At 53.7% G+C, this 15,671-nt stretch carries 14 protein-coding genes; 7 read left to right on the top strand and 7 right to left on the bottom strand.

Annotated features, from left to right (window positions below):
• Window positions 1-138 precede the first annotated feature (138 nt).
• From R6V78_RS05480 to R6V78_RS05460, 5 genes are all read left to right on the top strand, one after another.
• Window positions 139-375 (top strand): MoaD/ThiS family protein, encoded by a 237-nt coding sequence (locus R6V78_RS05480; RefSeq protein ID WP_410288328.1) that lies wholly within the window; start codon window positions 139-141, stop codon window positions 373-375.
• 3 nt (window positions 376-378) lie between these two features.
• Complete coding sequence (locus R6V78_RS05475) at window positions 379-1,239, top strand: HesA/MoeB/ThiF family protein (protein WP_410288327.1); 861 nt, start codon at window positions 379-381, stop codon at window positions 1,237-1,239.
• A gap of 273 nt (window positions 1,240-1,512) precedes the next feature.
• Window positions 1,513-3,666, top strand: a complete 2,154-nt coding sequence (locus tag R6V78_RS05470) for a methyl-accepting chemotaxis protein (RefSeq protein ID WP_410288326.1) — start codon at window positions 1,513-1,515, stop codon at window positions 3,664-3,666.
• Between the two features lie 260 nt (window positions 3,667-3,926).
• A complete protein-coding gene (locus R6V78_RS05465) occupies window positions 3,927-4,112 on the top strand; it encodes a DUF2080 family transposase-associated protein (protein ID WP_410288325.1) in 186 nt (61 codons plus the stop codon).
• A gap of 35 nt (window positions 4,113-4,147) precedes the next feature.
• A complete protein-coding gene (locus R6V78_RS05460) occupies window positions 4,148-4,582 on the top strand; it encodes an N-acetyltransferase family protein (RefSeq protein WP_410288324.1) in 435 nt (144 codons plus the stop codon).
• Between the two features lie 9 nt (window positions 4,583-4,591).
• On the opposite strand, the gene R6V78_RS05455 is transcribed toward R6V78_RS05460, so the two are convergent.
• From R6V78_RS05455 to R6V78_RS05430, 6 genes are all read right to left on the bottom strand, one after another.
• Window positions 4,592-5,416: a hydrogenase iron-sulfur subunit gene (locus R6V78_RS05455; protein ID WP_410288323.1), complete on the bottom strand. Its 825-nt coding sequence runs from the start codon at window positions 5,414-5,416 to the stop codon at window positions 4,592-4,594.
• 36 nt (window positions 5,417-5,452) lie between these two features.
• Window positions 5,453-8,551, bottom strand: a complete 3,099-nt coding sequence (locus tag R6V78_RS05450) for an NAD(P)-binding protein (protein WP_410288322.1) — start codon at window positions 8,549-8,551, stop codon at window positions 5,453-5,455.
• 77 nt (window positions 8,552-8,628) lie between these two features.
• Window positions 8,629-9,780 (bottom strand): (Fe-S)-binding protein, encoded by a 1,152-nt coding sequence (locus R6V78_RS05445; RefSeq protein ID WP_410288321.1) that lies wholly within the window; start codon window positions 9,778-9,780, stop codon window positions 8,629-8,631.
• Between the two features lie 9 nt (window positions 9,781-9,789).
• Window positions 9,790-10,332, bottom strand: coding sequence for a (4Fe-4S)-binding protein (locus tag R6V78_RS05440; RefSeq protein ID WP_410288320.1), 543 nt, complete (start codon window positions 10,330-10,332; stop codon window positions 9,790-9,792).
• Window positions 10,329-12,344, bottom strand: a complete 2,016-nt coding sequence (locus tag R6V78_RS05435; protein ID WP_410288319.1) for an aldehyde ferredoxin oxidoreductase N-terminal domain-containing protein — start codon at window positions 12,342-12,344, stop codon at window positions 10,329-10,331. Before R6V78_RS05435 ends, R6V78_RS05440 begins: the two co-directional genes overlap by 4 nt.
• A 68-nt stretch (window positions 12,345-12,412) precedes the next feature.
• Window positions 12,413-12,625, bottom strand: coding sequence for a DUF2080 family transposase-associated protein (locus R6V78_RS05430; RefSeq protein WP_410288318.1), 213 nt, complete (start codon window positions 12,623-12,625; stop codon window positions 12,413-12,415).
• A gap of 476 nt (window positions 12,626-13,101) precedes the next feature.
• On the opposite strand from R6V78_RS05430, the gene R6V78_RS05425 reads away from it, so the two are divergent.
• Both R6V78_RS05425 and R6V78_RS05420 read left to right on the top strand, forming a co-directional pair.
• Window positions 13,102-13,296, top strand: coding sequence for a hypothetical protein (locus R6V78_RS05425; RefSeq protein ID WP_410288317.1), 195 nt, complete (start codon window positions 13,102-13,104; stop codon window positions 13,294-13,296).
• Window positions 13,271-15,028, top strand: coding sequence for a murein L,D-transpeptidase (locus tag R6V78_RS05420; RefSeq protein WP_410288316.1), 1,758 nt, complete (start codon window positions 13,271-13,273; stop codon window positions 15,026-15,028). The genes R6V78_RS05425 and R6V78_RS05420 overlap by 26 nt, the downstream gene beginning before the upstream one ends.
• 13 nt (window positions 15,029-15,041) lie before the next feature.
• Here R6V78_RS05420 and R6V78_RS05415 read toward each other — a convergent pair whose 3' ends face one another.
• Window positions 15,042-15,599, bottom strand: coding sequence for an isochorismatase family protein (locus R6V78_RS05415; RefSeq protein ID WP_410288315.1), 558 nt, complete (start codon window positions 15,597-15,599; stop codon window positions 15,042-15,044).
• Between the last annotated feature and the right edge of the window lie 72 nt (window positions 15,600-15,671).

Below are 15,671 nucleotides of genomic sequence, written 5' to 3'. Positions count from 1 at the left end.
TAAAACCGGAACCGAGAAAGCTGGGCGATAATGCCACAAGAAGGTTTCAAAAGCAACCGAATGACTTGACGGATACTTCTTTTGTCTTAGATTATGGCGTGTTATGAAAAAAAGAACCTGCCATGGATGAGGAAGCCCATGTCGTCAACGCATATTCAACTCAAGCTTTTCGCCGCTTTGACCCCGCTATCACCGGAAAACGCCGACCGGGTGCCCATCGAACCGGGTGTCTCCGTCAGGGCACTTCTGGAACGGTACAACATTCCCGTCGTCAAGGCGCATTTGATTTTTATCAACGGGGTCAAACGCTGCCTTGACGCCCGTTTGAACGGCGGCGAACGGGTGGGCATCTTCCCGCCGGTGGCCGGCGGGTAATTCATGAAAAATAAACTTTCACAGCGACTTGATTCACTGGCCGTCGAATCATCCCTTGCCGATGGAACCCCCTGCCGAACGATTGCCCCCATGGATGTCAGCCGCCTGGCAGATGAAACCGGCATCACTGGGCGGGTTCTTGAAATTGAGGCGCTAAGGCAACACATCCTGCCGGACCGTTATCTCCGCAACATGCGCACCCTTGCCGAAACCGATCAGATCCGGCTGCTCGAATCCGCCGTCTGCATCATCGGTTTGGGAGGGTTGGGGGGCCTGGTGACGGAGACGTTGGCCCGCATGGGCGTCGGTCGATTTTATCTGGTCGATGACGACGTTTTTGAAGCCCACAACCTCAATCGACAACTGTTCAGCGGGATGGACCAAATCGGCAGGTCCAAAGTGCAAGCCGCGGTGGAGGGTGTGAAAAGGGTCAACCCCGGCCTCGAGGTCTTTGCCTTCGAGGAATTGCTGACCCCAGACAATGCCGACCAAATCGTGGGTTCATGCCATCTCGCGGTGGATTGTCTGGATAACATCCAATCCCGATTCATCCTCGAGGCGGCGGCCAAACGTGCCGGGATCCCAATGGTTTCGGCTGCCGTGGCAGGCATTTCCGGGCACATAACCACCATCTTTCCCGAAGACCAGGGGCTATCCGCCATTTACGGGCCCGCAGACCGGCTGAACCGGATTAAAGGCGCAGAAAAGGAGCTTGGCTGCCTGGCCCCGGGAGTAAATCTCATGGCTTCGTTGGAGTGCGCCGAGGTGTTCAAGGTCCTGCTTGAAAGACACAAACCTCTGAAAAATGCCTTGCTGGTAGTGGATCTGGCCGATTACACATTTGAAACCCTCCAGCTCTCCTGAACCACCGCTGCACAGTTCCACCGTTTTCATGCCCAACGTGCGTCCGTCTACTTGCCGAGATCGCTTACCCCATCCCATTTCTCGACCCCCCAGCGTGAAAAAACCCTTTAGTTTACCTGAAAGCTGACGAATATCTGACTTAACCGGTGTCGTCAGGACTGTTCACAAGAAATCTGGAAGTTTCCTCCATGCAGGCAAGCCGCGAATTTCTTTTCTTCTGAACTGTTTCAAGATTTTGACTTGTTAGTCAACGCTAATGGAAGGAGATCATCAATGCGCGTCGGCCATAAAATCATTCTGGTTTCTTTGTCGGGAATCGTCCTGCTGGGTTCCGCCGCCCTGCTTCTGTCTGTAAATTCGCTTCAGAAAAGAGGTGCCGCAGAGGCCGTCTTTGCTCAGTCCATGATGATGGAGGAGAAGAAGGGCAAGCTTCAGGACCTGATCAAAAGCACCTACGCCGTCATTCAGGCCCACTATGACTATGCCCATGATCCTGAAAAAGTTGCCGCCACCTATCGCGGGCAGCTCAAAAGCATCGTGGATGTGGCCTACAAAACCGTCGAACAGATTCACTCCCGCAGTGACATGAATGACCACGAAAAAATGCGTCTCGCCACCGAACTGGTCGGCGCCATGCGCTACAACGGGAATGACTACCTGTGGATCAATGACATGGAGCCGAAAATGGTCATGCACCCCATGAATCCGGCCCTTAACGGCAAGGATCTTGCTGACTACAAGGATCCCAACGGCAAGAAACTTTTCATCGCTTTCGTCGATGTCTGCCGCCAGGAAGGTGAAGGCACGGTGGACTACCTATGGCCCAAGCCGGGCCATGATCAGCCCGTGGCCAAACTCTCCTACGTGAAGTTGTTCAAACCGTGGAACTGGGTGATCGGCACAGGTGTCTACCTGGAAGCCGCGGAGCAGCGCTTTATGGAAGATGCCAAAAAAGCCATCGCCCAGTTGCGCTACGGACCCACGGAACAAGATTATTTCTGGATCAACGACATGACCCCCAAAATGGTCATGCACCCGATCAATCCGGCGCTTGACGGCAAGGACCTGTCTGAGAACAAGGATCCCAACGGCAAGCGGCTGTTCATGGATTTTGTCGGTGTCTGTCGGGATAAGGGTGAAGGTTTCGTCGACTACCTGTGGCCCATGCCCGGTCACGAGGCCCCGGTGCCCAAACTCTCCTACGTTAAGCTGTTCGAGCCCTGGGGGTGGATTGTCGGCACCGGCATTTATCTGGACGACGTCGACCAGGCCGTCCAATCCAAGGAAGCGGAAATCCAAGCGGCGGTTTCAGCTCAGCGAAACAGCCTGATCGGGACGATTCTGGCGCTGCTCATCTTGACCGCTGCGGTCATCGCTTTCATCAGCAAACGGATCACGCGTCCCATCGTAACGGCCAGCGACATGCTCAAGGACATCGCCCAGGGCGAAGGAGACCTGACCCGTCGGCTGGAGGTGACCAGCAAAGACGAAATCGGTGCGATGGCCAAGTGGTTCAATGTCTTTGTCGAGAATGTCCAGCGGATCATTGGATCGGTGGCGGAAAACGCACGTCAGGTGAATGCCGCCTCCTCCGAACTGAAGGCCATCTCTGATCAGATGTCCGCCGGTGCCGGCCAGACATCGGACAAGGCCAATACGGTTGCCGTGGCCTCCGAGGAGATGAGCACCAACATGAACAGCGTGGCCGCAGCGATGGAGCAGGCATCCACCAATGTGGGCATGGTGGCATCGGCCGCCGAAGAGATGACGGCGACCATCAACGAGATCGCCCGGAACACGGAGAAGGCGCGCGGCATCACCGGAGAGGCCGTCAGCCAGGCGGGCAACGCCTCCTCCCAGGTGGCCGAACTGGGCACGGCCGCCCAGGAGATCGGCAAGGTGGTTGAGACCATCACCGAAATTTCCGAACAGGTCAATCTGCTGGCCCTGAATGCCACCATCGAGGCGGCCCGGGCTGGAGACGCCGGCAAGGGATTTGCCGTGGTAGCCAACGAGATCAAGGATCTGGCCCGCCAGACCGCCGCCGCCACGGGAGAAATTAAATCGCGCGTGGAGAGCATTCAAAATTCAACCGATGGCACCGTCACGGAAATCGGCAACATATCCCGCGTGGTCAATCAGGTCAACGAAATCGTTTCCAGCATTGCCACCGCCGTGGAAGAACAGAGCGTCACCACCAACGAGATTGCCGGCAACGTGGCCCAGGCAGCCCGGGGCATCGACGAAGTCAATGAAAATGTGGCCCAGAGTTCAACGGTGTCATCTGAAATCACCCAGGACATTGCCCAGGTAACCCAGGCGGCCGGTGAAATATCCAACAGCAGCGCCCAGGTCAGCCAGAGCGCGGAATCGCTCAACCGTCTGGCTCAGCAGCTCAACGAGATGGTGGAACGCTTCAAGGTGTAGAAGCCAGTCAGCGGGGGCCTTCCAGCGTATCCACGCGGTCTGGAAAGCTCCCTGCTCTCCACTGCCAGGTATTTACCTGAACTGATTAGATGCCCCTTTCCCGGGATTCGTTGCTTAGCCGTCGCCACGCAGTATAGCTGGATCACAGCCATATTTCAGCTAAAGCGGCTTGACCCCTTGGGACACTGGTGTTAAGAATATTGATCCGAACACCTCTAAGGAACCGAAATCCAGTCACTTGAAAGGGACGGGCATTCATCGTGGCAGACGATAAAAAAAACCATATGGCTGAGGTGCCGCCGGGTCTGGCCCCCACGAAAGTAAAATTTGAAATATACGGTGAGGAAATGATCGAGAAGTTGGTCAAATCCAGTGGTAACAGCGGCCGCGTATATCTGCCGCCTGACTGGGTGGGTTGTCATGTAAAAATCATTCGGGTCGATTAACCCAATCACGCAGTTGAAACTGAAGGATCGTTGACGTGGAAAATATTCGGATCAGAGAACTTGAGGCATCAGATACGGATGACATCGCCGACATCTACGCATCCATTGTACGCAAACCCGTCGACCTTGACTTTAAAGCCTTGATCGAAAAGCACGCCCGAACCGACAATGATATCTGTTTTGTAGCTGATCTGGACGGGCGCGTCATTGGATTTATGATCAGCTATATCCTTACGTTTGGTTTCGGTATCGAAAAGAGCGCCTGGATCGCCACCCTTGGCGTCGATCCTGAATTCATGGGTCAGGGTATCGGTGATCGGCTGGCCCGCGAGATCTTCAAACTCTACAAGCAGATGGGGATCAGCCGCGTATACACATCGGTACGCTGGGATTCCACCGATCTGCTCTCATTTTTCAAATCCCTGGGATTCGACCGCAGCAAATTCATCAACCTGAAAAAAAATCTTTAGCCGGTGAGGTCAGGTCCCGACCATCCGGGAAGTTGAAAGCAGATCGTCAAAATTGTGTTCCCCACCGACAATCTTTTCCACCGCACCAAAGCGGGGGGGACAGGCATCAAAGCAGGTCCCGCATCTGATGCATTTGGCCTGATCAATGACATGGATCTGTTTTTTACCGCCGACAATCGCCTCTGCAGGGCATTTCCGAAGGCAAATCATACAGGCCTGGCACTTTTGGGGATCAATATGGTACGAAACGACTTCCTTAAATAGCCGCTCAACCTCGTCACTGGTGAAGAATCGGTCATATTCGGCTTCATTTTCAAGACGCGACGCCAGTTTCTCCCGTTTCACCATCTTGATGTACGGGATCAGCCGGGTAACGGCATCCAGTTTGGCGGCAAGTTCATCTTTGCCTAAATCTTCGGCTTTGCCAAGCGGCCCGATCGCCTTCACCTTCTGAACAAAATCTTCAACCACATCGACAAAATGGATCCCTTCGCCGCCGGACATAAACTCGATACGCAAGCGTTCGGGGTTCATCCCGATATGTGCCATTATTTTTTTACATAGAAGCACCAGGTTCAAGGCGTGATAATTGCCGTGGGTGATGTAGTTGCATTCATTCAGCCGGCAGCCGCCGACAAACACCCCGTCGACACCATTGGAGAATGCCCTGAGTATAAATCCCAGGTCGACTCTGCCGGAACACATGACGCGAACGAGCCGGATATCGGTTGTGTATTGTAGTCTGGAAACTCCAGCCAGGTCAGCAGCGCCGTATGCTCACCAATGGCATACAAAACCGATTATTCTTGGTTTGAATAGGGGTCTTGCACTCATTCGTTGTCATCTCCTCTATCGGTTGTCCCGGCATTTTTAGCAATGCGCTTTTGCAGGTTCTTCAATGGCAGCATCAATCTGGCACAAGAGTGCTTCATCGGTAAAATGTTTCAAGATAATCGCTCCAGTCGGGCACACGGCGTTACACAGACCATCGCCTTTACAGATCACCGGATTGACGACGGCCTTTTTGCCTTGCCGCGTATCACGAAACTCAATGGCACCATAGCTGCAAACCGAGATGCAGGCCCCACAGCCCATACACTTCTTCGCAGTCACCGCGCAAACCGAGCCTGAAACGGTGACGACGTCACGTGAAAGCAGGGTCAACACCCTGCCTGCCGCACCATAAGCCTGGTTGATCGCTTCCGGGATATGCTTGGGATAGTGCGCCATGCCACAAAGATAGACGCCGTCTGCGGCAAATTCAACCGGTCTTAACTTGACATGGGCTTCCTGGAAGAAACCATCCGGGCCCACAGGTACTTTGAAGAATCGAGATATCTCCTGGGCGCCCGCAGAGGGAATCACGGCGGCGGCCAGGGCCAGCAAATCGGCGTCTATCGCAATCTTCCGGCCCATTATGGGATCGGAAACGGTAACCCGTAAAACGGCACGGCCATCTGCCTTGACAGCTTCCACCTCGGGTTTGTCTTCCGGCTTCCAGCGGATGAAACGTACATCTTTATTGGACGCTTCGCGGTAATAGTCTTCACTGAAGCCGTAGGTTCGCATGTCCCGAAAAAGAATACTGACATCCATCTCTGGATTGATCGCCTTGAGTTTCAAGGCATTTTTAACCGCATGGCTGCAACATACCCGGGAGCAGTAATTTCTGTCTTCATTTCTGCAGCCGACACACTGGATCATCACGATGCTTTTTGCGTTGATCACCCTTGGGTCGTTTTTGGCGATCTGCTCGCCCAGCGCCAATTGGGTCACCACCTTGTCGTCTTCTCCATACAGGAATTCGGTGGGTAGGTATTCATCCGCCCCGACCGCGATGACTGCTGCGCCATGATTTATCTGGGTGCGCCCTCTTTCAGAAGTCACCTGGGTTACGAAATTCCCGACATAACCGGTCGCCTCCGTAATCGTGGCCTCGGTATAGACATGGATCAGGGGGTGCCGATAAACCTTGCGAACAAGGTCACGCAAATAGGCCTGGATATCCTGCCCGTCCAGCGTAAAATGAATTCTTCTGGCCGTTCCACCCAGATCGGTATCCTTTTCCAGAAGATAAACCTCATGCCCCTGTTCGGCGATGGAGATGGCACAGGTCATTCCGGACAGGCCGCCTCCGACAACCAATGCGGCCTTGTTGACCGGCAGATCAAACTCCTGCAAAGGTTCCAGAGCGGCGGTTCGGGCAACCGACATCCGGGTGATATCCTTTGCCTTCTGTGTGGCGGATTCCTTCTCTTTCGAATGGCACCAGGAGCAATGTTCTCTGATATTGGCCATGTCATAGAAGTATGGGTTAATTCCCCCTTCCCGAAGGGTCTCACGGAACAACGGTTCAAGGGTCCTAGGGCTGCAGGCGGCCACAACCACGCGATTGAGCCCTTTTTCCTTGATCATGTCGGTTATCTCTTTGGCCGAATTGGTCGCACAGGAAAATAGTTGTTCCTGCGCGTGGACGACATTGGGCAAGGTCGATGCATATTCAACGGTGGCAGGAACATCCACCACCCTTCCGATATTCGTGCCGCAATGACACACAAAGACACCGATGCGCGGCTCCTCCTGGGAAGCGTCCCTTTCCGGGGGGTATATCCTTGCCCGGGTCAATTTCCCTCGTCTGCTGTCAAGGCGTTGACCGCATTGGGCACCGGCTCCGCTGGCGGTGAAAACCGACTCGGGAATATCCATCGGCCCCTGAAAGGCACCGCTGACAAAAATCCCTGGCCGTGTGGTCTCCATGGGGTTGGCTGGATTGGTTTTACAAAATCCGTGGGCATTGAGCGCGATGCCGAATTTCTTCTCCAGCGCTTTGGCATCGGCAGGCGGATTCAATCCGACGGATAACACCACCAGATCGAACTCCTCCTCTTTAACACCCTCGTCGGGGGTTGCATATTTAACGACGACATTCCCGCTTTCCGGGACTTCTCTGACGATCGATGCGAAGCTTCTGATAAACCGAACACCGGGAAGTTTCTCGGCCCTTTGGTAAAAGGGCTCGAACCCCTTGCCATAGGAACGAACATCGTTGTGGAATATCGTGCAGACAGCCGCTTCGTCATGATCTTTGGTCAAAATCACCTGTTTCTGGGTATAGGTGCAGCATACGGCTGAACAATAGCTGTTGTCTCCCGGTGTCACGCGCCTGGAACCGGCGCATTGAATCCAGGCGATATTGTGGGGATGCCGTTTGTCGGAAGCACGCAGAATCTCTCCTTCGTATGGCCCGGTGGCGCACATCAGGCGTTCATAGTCCATACTGGTTATCACGTTCTGCATCTTCCCATAGCCATACTCGCCCTTGACTGCAGGGTCAAACACCTCATAGCCCGGAGAGAGGACGATCGCGGCTACATTCACTGCCAGCTTCTGCGGGGTCTGATGAAGGTCGATGGCGTCATTTTTACAGACACCTTCACAAATGCGGCATTTTTTCTCTTTAAGGAAAAGACAGCTGTCATCGATGTAGGCGATCAGCGGAATGGCCTGCGCAAAGTATATATGGACGGCTTTACTGCTCGATATGTCCTGATTGAATCGATCAGGGTACTCTACCGGGCAGTATTCCACACAGGTCGTACATCCCGTACATTTATTCTCGATGATGTATCTGGGTTTTTTTACAAGGGTAACCGTAAAGTCTCCGGCCTTCCCTTCTACGGCGTCAACCTCCGTATAACTCAGGACCTCTATATTTGGATGCCGGCCGACCTCGACCAGTTTGGGTGAAAGGATTCACATGGAACAGTCATTGGTGGGGTAGGTCTTGTCGAGCTGGGCCATGTGTCCGCCGATGGCAGGCGATTTTTCAACCAGGTAGACCTTGAAACCAGCCGTAGCCAGATCGAGCGAGGCTTGAATGCCGCTGATTCCGCCCCCGACCACCATTACGTCTCCAAAATTTCCCTGCGCCAAAAGACTGGCCGACTGATCGATTCGTTCTTTTTCCACGTTTCTATTTCCTCACCGGGTTGCTTCCGTTTCCTAAATCGTGCCCCTGTAAAATTATCTTATTTATTGGAAGAACACTACATCACTTCCTGAATAATTTCTGTGATGTCCTTGATCTCGATGGTTGCGTCATCCTTCAAGGCCAGACGGCTGTCCTCGAAATTGGCGATACAATAGGGGCAGGCAGTGACCAGTACCTCGGCACCGACGCCGACGGCTTGCTCCACCCTCAGGTCGGAAAAGCGTTCGCCTTTTACCGTTTCCATCCAAATCCTGCCGCCGCCCCCTCCGCAGCAAAGACTGTTTGCCCGCGTGTCAGGCATTTCAACCAGCCTCAGGCCGGGTATCTTGATTAAAGCCTGCCGGGGTTCGTCATACAAGCCGTTGTGCCGACCCAGGTAGCAGGGGTCATGATAGGTCACTTTTCTCCCATATTCCCTGGTGAGTTCAAGCTTGCCGGCATTGATCAGTTCGCATAGATACTGGGAGATATGCACCACCTCAAAGTTCACCATAAATTCAGGGTACTCATTTTTAAACGTGTGGTAGCAATGGGGTGAAGACACCAGGATTTTTTTAACGCCATGTTCGATAAACGTTTTGATGTTTTCCCTGGCCAGACGTTTGAATAGATCTTCATTGCCCGTCTTACGTATGCTCTCCCCGCAGCAATTTTCCCGGGTACCAAGGATGCCATATTGGACGCCGGCGCGGTTCAGGATGGCGGCCGTGGCTGCAGCCACCTTTTTCAGGCGCGGGTCATAGCTGAGGTAGCAGCCGGGGAAATATAAAACGTCCATGCCCTCGGCGAATGCTTGCACAGAAAGGCCCTTGGCCCAATCCGCCCTGGTCTTTCGCTCTTCACCCAAGGGGTTGCCGGCACCGGTAAGGCTGGCACTCACGGTGCGCAGCGGCTTGACTGAATTTGGGAAAATACCATACTCCGTAGCCAGCCTGCGCAAGGATACCCCGGATTCGATCTGCCGGACATCCCTGGGGCACTGTTGCGGGCAACTGCCGCAGGTCGTGCAGCGCCAGATGTCTTCGCTTTCGATGTCCGTCATGCCGAACGTCGCCTCACGGACAAGCTTGCGCATGCTGAACCTGATCACCCGATTCCACGGGCAAACCGCATCGCATAAGCCGCATTGAAAACACGACTTGAATGCATCTCCGCCTTTTGCTTTGATTTCGTCGACGATCTCTTTGAAATCGGCTACCGTCTCCACTGTCTTGTTTTATCCCTTCTTGGCTATCGACATCCTGGTAACGGCATCGATAATCTGCTGCAATCCATGTTTGTTGGCCAGTGACGCCAAACCGATCTCAAGCTCCTCCTGCGGCTCGCTGGCTTCGACCTCCTCTTCTCTTTCCTCCAGGATCAGGGCATCGTTGATGCACCACTTGACGCACAAGGGTTCGTCTTCGCCTTCACACATATCGCATTTCAGCGGCAGGCCGGAATCGGGCTCTTTGAAAATATCCCTGGATGGACACGACGCCCTGCAGAATGCGCACTCGTCATATTCCTTTCCGTCAAGCACATATTTATCTCTGCCCATGCATTCGGCCGGCGCATACTCACCCGCGTACACCGGAACATATATGTCCTTGAGGGGGTGACGAATCACCCGGATACGCGAACGCTCCGGGTTGTTGCTGCTGTATTTCGGCGCAGCGTGAAAGGCAGAGCAGATGACCTCGCACGCCCTGCAGCCATTGCATTTGTCGGCGTCGATTTTTATGGTTTTGATGATTTTCTTTTTCTTCTCAGCCGTCACGACTGCACCTCCTTGTCTTCCTCCACCGAGGCCGCTTTGGATGGTGCATCTCCGGTTTCTGAATAGATGCCTCTTTTTTCGAAGTCATCGAATACGTAATCCAGACCCAACTCATGCAAAGCGGTCTGGGTGGGCACCCCCTGGTCGTTCCAGCCTTTGAATCGGTAATAAGTATCCAGAAGTTTTTCTTCGAGCTCTGGAAATCGCTTCTTCCAATGGTTCTCTGGCGGCTTGTCGTCTTTCCTGCGCATGCCTCTGCGTATATTATTGGCCCTGACTAACGTCCGGTAGCGCTTGGCGGCTTGGGTCAGCTTGTCTTCATCCATTTCAATCCCGGCGCCGGCTTCGATAAATTTGGGGTAGTTGTGTATGTGGTAAGGCGGTTTCAGTGGAAACGAGGACAAGCCGGCGCACATACCGAGCGCGTCGTCGATGTAGTGCATCCGCTCCTGCCAGTCGACAATATCACAGCACATTTCAGGGGTCGGGTAATAGGGGATTGAATTGTCTCCACGAAGTTCCCAGTCCAGGAAATATTGTTTGAATTTTTCGTCCGGAACCTGGAACCAATCCTTTACAAATGCTTCCCGCTGTTCCATCTCCGGAAACGGTGCCTGGGGAAATTGCCCTTCAATCTGGGTAATGTTCATTTTCTCGCCGGTGGCATACATAAGGAAGTAAATCGGATTGAGCATGGACAGCTTGAGCGGCAGCTGTTCATGCTTTTTGATGTTGTTATGGGCATATGCTTCAGCGCCCTTGCCAATCTGTCTGGCCGCCCAATAGGTCCCATTGGCCAGAACATCCCCGATCCCTTCCCGCCGCACAATCTTGTCGAGCAGCCAATAGAATCTCCCCTCATTATCCAATGGCATGCCAGGGAAATCATCGTCCGTCAATATGCCGTTTTCATACAGCTCGAGGGCGAAAGCCATCACCTGTGGGGCCGAGAATCCATCGACCCCGTACTCCGTGGCACTCTGAGCGATACCCAAACCAAACTCGAGGTCTGAAAAAGCCGCCATGGTGTAGGTCAGTTTCGAGAAGCATTTCATCATGTATGTCGGCAGACCCGGCGGGGAAATGGTTGCCCCGCACGTCATCGGGCAGTTGTAGCAACTGATCAGCCGCGTGCGCATACTGTCCAGCGTCTTTGACCACGCGCTGGCGATGTCATCGTTCCAGAAATCTTTTCTGCGGACGCGGGAATTTCCCCACATAAAATTCTCGGTGTGCCACTTCTCGTCATGGACTTTCATCTCTTGAGGTGAGCCCAATCCGGCTAAAATGGGCATGACTCCCGGAACCGGGTTTTCATTGCGGAATTTAATGTATCGCATGACGTCGTTGCAAAGATCCATGAATTCGGCCGGGCGGGCGATATTGACATCCCTGGTTCCGCGAACCACGACCGCCTTTAAGCCTTTATCCCCCATCACGGCGCCGATGCCTCCCCGGCTGGCACTGGAACGCCCCTGCTCGATGGAAGCAAAAAAGACCCGGTTTTCACCAGCCAGGCCAATCGCCGCCACCTGGGCTTTGGGCTCCTTCAATTCCTGTCGAATGAGTTCCGCCGTTTCAACGGCACCTTTTCCCTTTAAATGGGCGGCGTCCCGAATCTCTACATGGCCATCCTTTATCCACAAATAAACCAGATCGGGGGACTTGCCGCGAATGATCACTTTGTCATAGCCGGCATATTTCAGTTCGGGCGCCCAAAACCCCCCCATCATTGAAAATGCCATCAGCAGCGTCTGAGGGGATATGGTGGAGACAATGGTGCGGTTACAGCCGGTTGCAGGGGTACCGCATAGCAGGCCAGAGGCAAAAATCAACAGGTTGTCGGGTGAAAAGGGCTCCACTTCAGGGGGAACCCGATCCCACAAAAGCTTGGCATTGGTGCCCAGCCCCCCCAGATAGAGCTCGGTATCCCTTGGGTCGGTCTCTACCCGCTCAATATTGCCTCGGGTTAGATCGACTTCCAGATTGTAGCCAGTCTCTGCGTACCTCATTTTTTTTCCCTTCTAGATTACCGATATCTGTTGCTGCCTTTTGATTAATGGTGCGCTGTCGATCGCCGTCAATTCATGCGGATGATCTTGACGATTCTGCCCACCCAGTCGCCAGGAAGGTAGACCCGACCGGTCTTGCCGCTCGTTTTGACTTCTTTTTCGATCATCTCTTCCCCGAGGATCTTGAACTCGGTCTTGGGACACAAAGCGGGATTCTCCCTCCTGAGGCTGATTTCCTTCCCCCCCATACCTTTTTTCGCGGCCACCATGTTTTCCCCCATGCGGGGCATTGCCTTTTTTTAATGCCCGCCCCCACCGGAATTTTTAGCTTGGCCCCAGCCGAAGGTCAGGCGGATGGTAGTTTTTCTTATTGATCCGGTGGCTTATGCATTTTCTACCGATTTGCGCCTCACCTGTGATCAGGTTCCACTGACAGGCTACAACATAATTACAAAGTAGCTATAAAGTAGTTATGAATTTGCCCGGAATTTGTCAAGTAAAAACTCATCGGCCTGTTGATGCGCGGTTTTTCAACCTTGGGCCTGCTTGATCGGCAGCGGTCCAGACCCTCACGGTGACATGGTGGTTTTGCCGCCGGTTACCCGGATTGCGTGGGCAAGGCACAACCCATGCCGGTTTTTTTTCCTATGGTTTGGGAAAAATAGTTCCCATTTATATATGTGTTTGAGTTTCAGCAAGCTGCAAGATCCTCGCTAACCTACCGTAATATATAAAATATAAATCAATCAGCCGCCAGATGGAAAAACTGGTCCGGATTTTGATCTATCTCTCCTGTGATAACGCCGTAAAACGTTTTTTTTTACCCATTTTCAACCGCCGGATAAAAAATGAGGCTGCCCATGCGCCTGAAGATACCACTAACATTGACTGTCCTGCTCCTTTCATCCGCCACGGTGAACGCAGAGATGCAGCCGTGGTTGGCCCGCAGTGAACTGCAAATCCGGCTGGCAGAGGCAGCCCGCATAAGGGACGCCTGTACGCACCCGCCAGGGATCAACCCGATGTTCCCCGCAGCGCGATTTTATCAAATGGTCGGCTACAGTCCGGTCTGGGTTGACCGACACGGCCTGCGCCCACAAGGCCAGACCCTGTTGACTGCCCTGGCAGCATCCGCCGATGACGGTCTCGATCCGGATGAATATCTGCTGCCATCCTTGAGAGCGTCGTTGAAACATTCCATGGCCTTTTCAGATGCTATCCTGCTTGACGACCCGATTCGATGCATTCGATTTGATGTGGCACTGACCGATGGGGTGCTGCGCTATATTCAGCACCTGTCCCAGGGTCGGTTGGCCCCGGAGTCGGTTGCCCGGCAATGGTTTGCCCAGCCAAGGGCATCGACCGAAGACATCCCGGCCGAACTGGCCCGGGCCTTGAATCAGAACCGCTTGAAGGCCTATATCGAATCGTTGCACCCCAAAGGGGATGCCTACCGGGGATTGAGAAAGGCCTTGCAGCATTATGAACAGATTAAAAGATCCGGTGGGTGGCCGGCTATCCCGCCGGGCCCCACATTGCAGGAGGGAGACACGGGGCTGCGCGTCGAGGCGCTCAAGCGCCGCCTGAGGATGACGCACGATTTATCCGCAGACATGCCCGTAGACCCTAGCAGGTATGATGAAATCGTAAAATCCGCGGTCAAACGGTTTCAGCGTCGCCACGGTTTAGAGGCAGACGGTCTTGTCGGCAACCAGACCCGGGCCGCAATGAACGTCTCCGTGGAGGAACGCATCACCCAGATGCAACTGAACATGGAGCGCTGGCGCTGGTTTCCGGACAACTTCGGCGACCGCTATGTCATGGTTAATATCCCCGCATTTGAATTACGCGTGATCGAAGCCGGCAAGCACATTGACAGCATGCGCGCCATTGTGGGCCGGAAACAGCGTCAGACACCGGTCATGTCCGGCCGCATGACCTACCTCGAACTCAATCCTTATTGGAATATTCCCCCAAAAATTGCCCGCCGGGACATCCTGCCCAAGGTCGTGGGGGATCCTGCCTACCTTCACCGACAGGGCATCCGGATATTTGACGGTTGGGACCATCAGGCCCGTGAACTGGATCCGGCCGGCATTACCTGGGAAAATCTGTCTGCCCGTTATTTTCCTTACCGTCTGAGGCAGGACCCCTCGGAGGTGAATGCCCTGGGGCGGGTCAAGTTCATGTTTCCCAACACTCAGAGTGTCTACATCCATGACACGCCCAGCAGATCGCTCTTCAATCGGCAGGAACGGAGCCTTTCATCCGGGTGCGTTCGGGTCGAATCGCCACTGGCATTGGCACAATACCTGTTAAACAACCAGGGCTGGGACCGCAGCCGGCTGGAAACCGCCGTAGCAAATGGGCAGCGGCAGGCCGTGGTGCTCGACAACCCGATTCCGGTACATCTGGTATATTTCACGACCTGGGTGGATGGCGATGGCACGGTGCAGTTCCGAGAGGACATATACGGAAAGGATCAGCTACACCAGGCGGCCATTTCCCAGCGCGCCGCCGATTTGATTTTCTGCAGTGATGATGCTGAAAAAGGTCATCTTCTGGCAGCAGGCGCAGCCGTTGATAAAGCGGTGCAATCAACGTCTGGCGGCCCCATACATATCAATCCCTCCGCAATCGAAACAGCCCTCAAACTGGCGGGAAATCCAATGGCCGGACTCTGATCGACCGCATGGGCTACTTGACGATGGGAAGAATTTTCCGGAACGCATCGGTGTTTGCCCGACACGCCCACTGAAAGATGACAATCTCGGTCGAACTGACAACCGCACCTGCCTGTCTCAATAAATTGATGGCGGTGTCACGGTTTTCATCCACACGGGATGCCACAGCATCGGCCACCAGGTGAACTTGGAAACCTGACTGGATAAGATCCAAACATGTCTGGAGGACGCATACATGGGATTCCATCCCAACCACGACGATTTTATGCCGACGGATAGATTGAACCGTTGAGAGAAATCCATCCTCCAGGCAGGCACTAAAGTGCTCCTTATGAAATACCAAGGGAGACCTGATTGCATGGATTATTTCAGGGAGCGTTTCACCAAGTCCTTTTTTGTATTGCTCGGTCAATAAAATTGGAACATCAAGGGCATTGGCGGCCGCAATGATCTGTTTGACCTTGCCGGCGATCGTCTCCCATGAATCGATGGCTTTGAGCATTCCTTGTTGAAAATCGATGATCAGAAGCAGACTGTCTTCCCGGGATGCAATATATTCCGAACGCACCATAATGGTCCTTTGTTCAGGCTTGGCAAAATTTTTCACCGAACTCAAAAGATACTTGCCCTAACCGTTTGCGCA

Source organism: Desulfosarcina sp., from assembly GCF_046496365.1.
Lineage (GTDB): Bacteria > Desulfobacterota > Desulfobacteria > Desulfobacterales > Desulfosarcinaceae > Desulfosarcina.
The sequence above is the reverse complement of the archived record's forward strand: the minus strand, read 5'-3'. Positions and strand labels throughout refer to the sequence as shown.

What these genes read in the sequence shown, in the direction of transcription:
- R6V78_RS05470 (WP_410288326.1), top strand. Translation starts at nt 1,513, where the DNA reads ATGCGCGTCGGCCATAAAATCATTCTGGTTTCTTTGTCGGGAATCGTC.
- R6V78_RS05420 (WP_410288316.1), top strand. Translation starts at nt 13,271, where the DNA reads ATGCAGCCGTGGTTGGCCCGCAGTGAACTGCAAATCCGGCTGGCAGAG.
- R6V78_RS05475 (WP_410288327.1), top strand. Translation starts at nt 379, where the DNA reads ATGAAAAATAAACTTTCACAGCGACTTGATTCACTGGCCGTCGAATCA.
- R6V78_RS05435 (WP_410288319.1), bottom strand. Translation starts at nt 12,344, where the DNA reads ATGAGGTACGCAGAGACTGGCTACAATCTGGAAGTCGATCTAACCCGA.
- R6V78_RS05480 (WP_410288328.1), top strand. Translation starts at nt 139, where the DNA reads ATGTCGTCAACGCATATTCAACTCAAGCTTTTCGCCGCTTTGACCCCG.
- R6V78_RS05415 (WP_410288315.1), bottom strand. Translation starts at nt 15,599, where the DNA reads ATGGTGCGTTCGGAATATATTGCATCCCGGGAAGACAGTCTGCTTCTG.
- R6V78_RS05430 (WP_410288318.1), bottom strand. Translation starts at nt 12,625, where the DNA reads ATGGGGGAAAACATGGTGGCCGCGAAAAAAGGTATGGGGGGGAAGGAA.
- R6V78_RS05425 (WP_410288317.1), top strand. Translation starts at nt 13,102, where the DNA reads ATGGAAAAACTGGTCCGGATTTTGATCTATCTCTCCTGTGATAACGCC.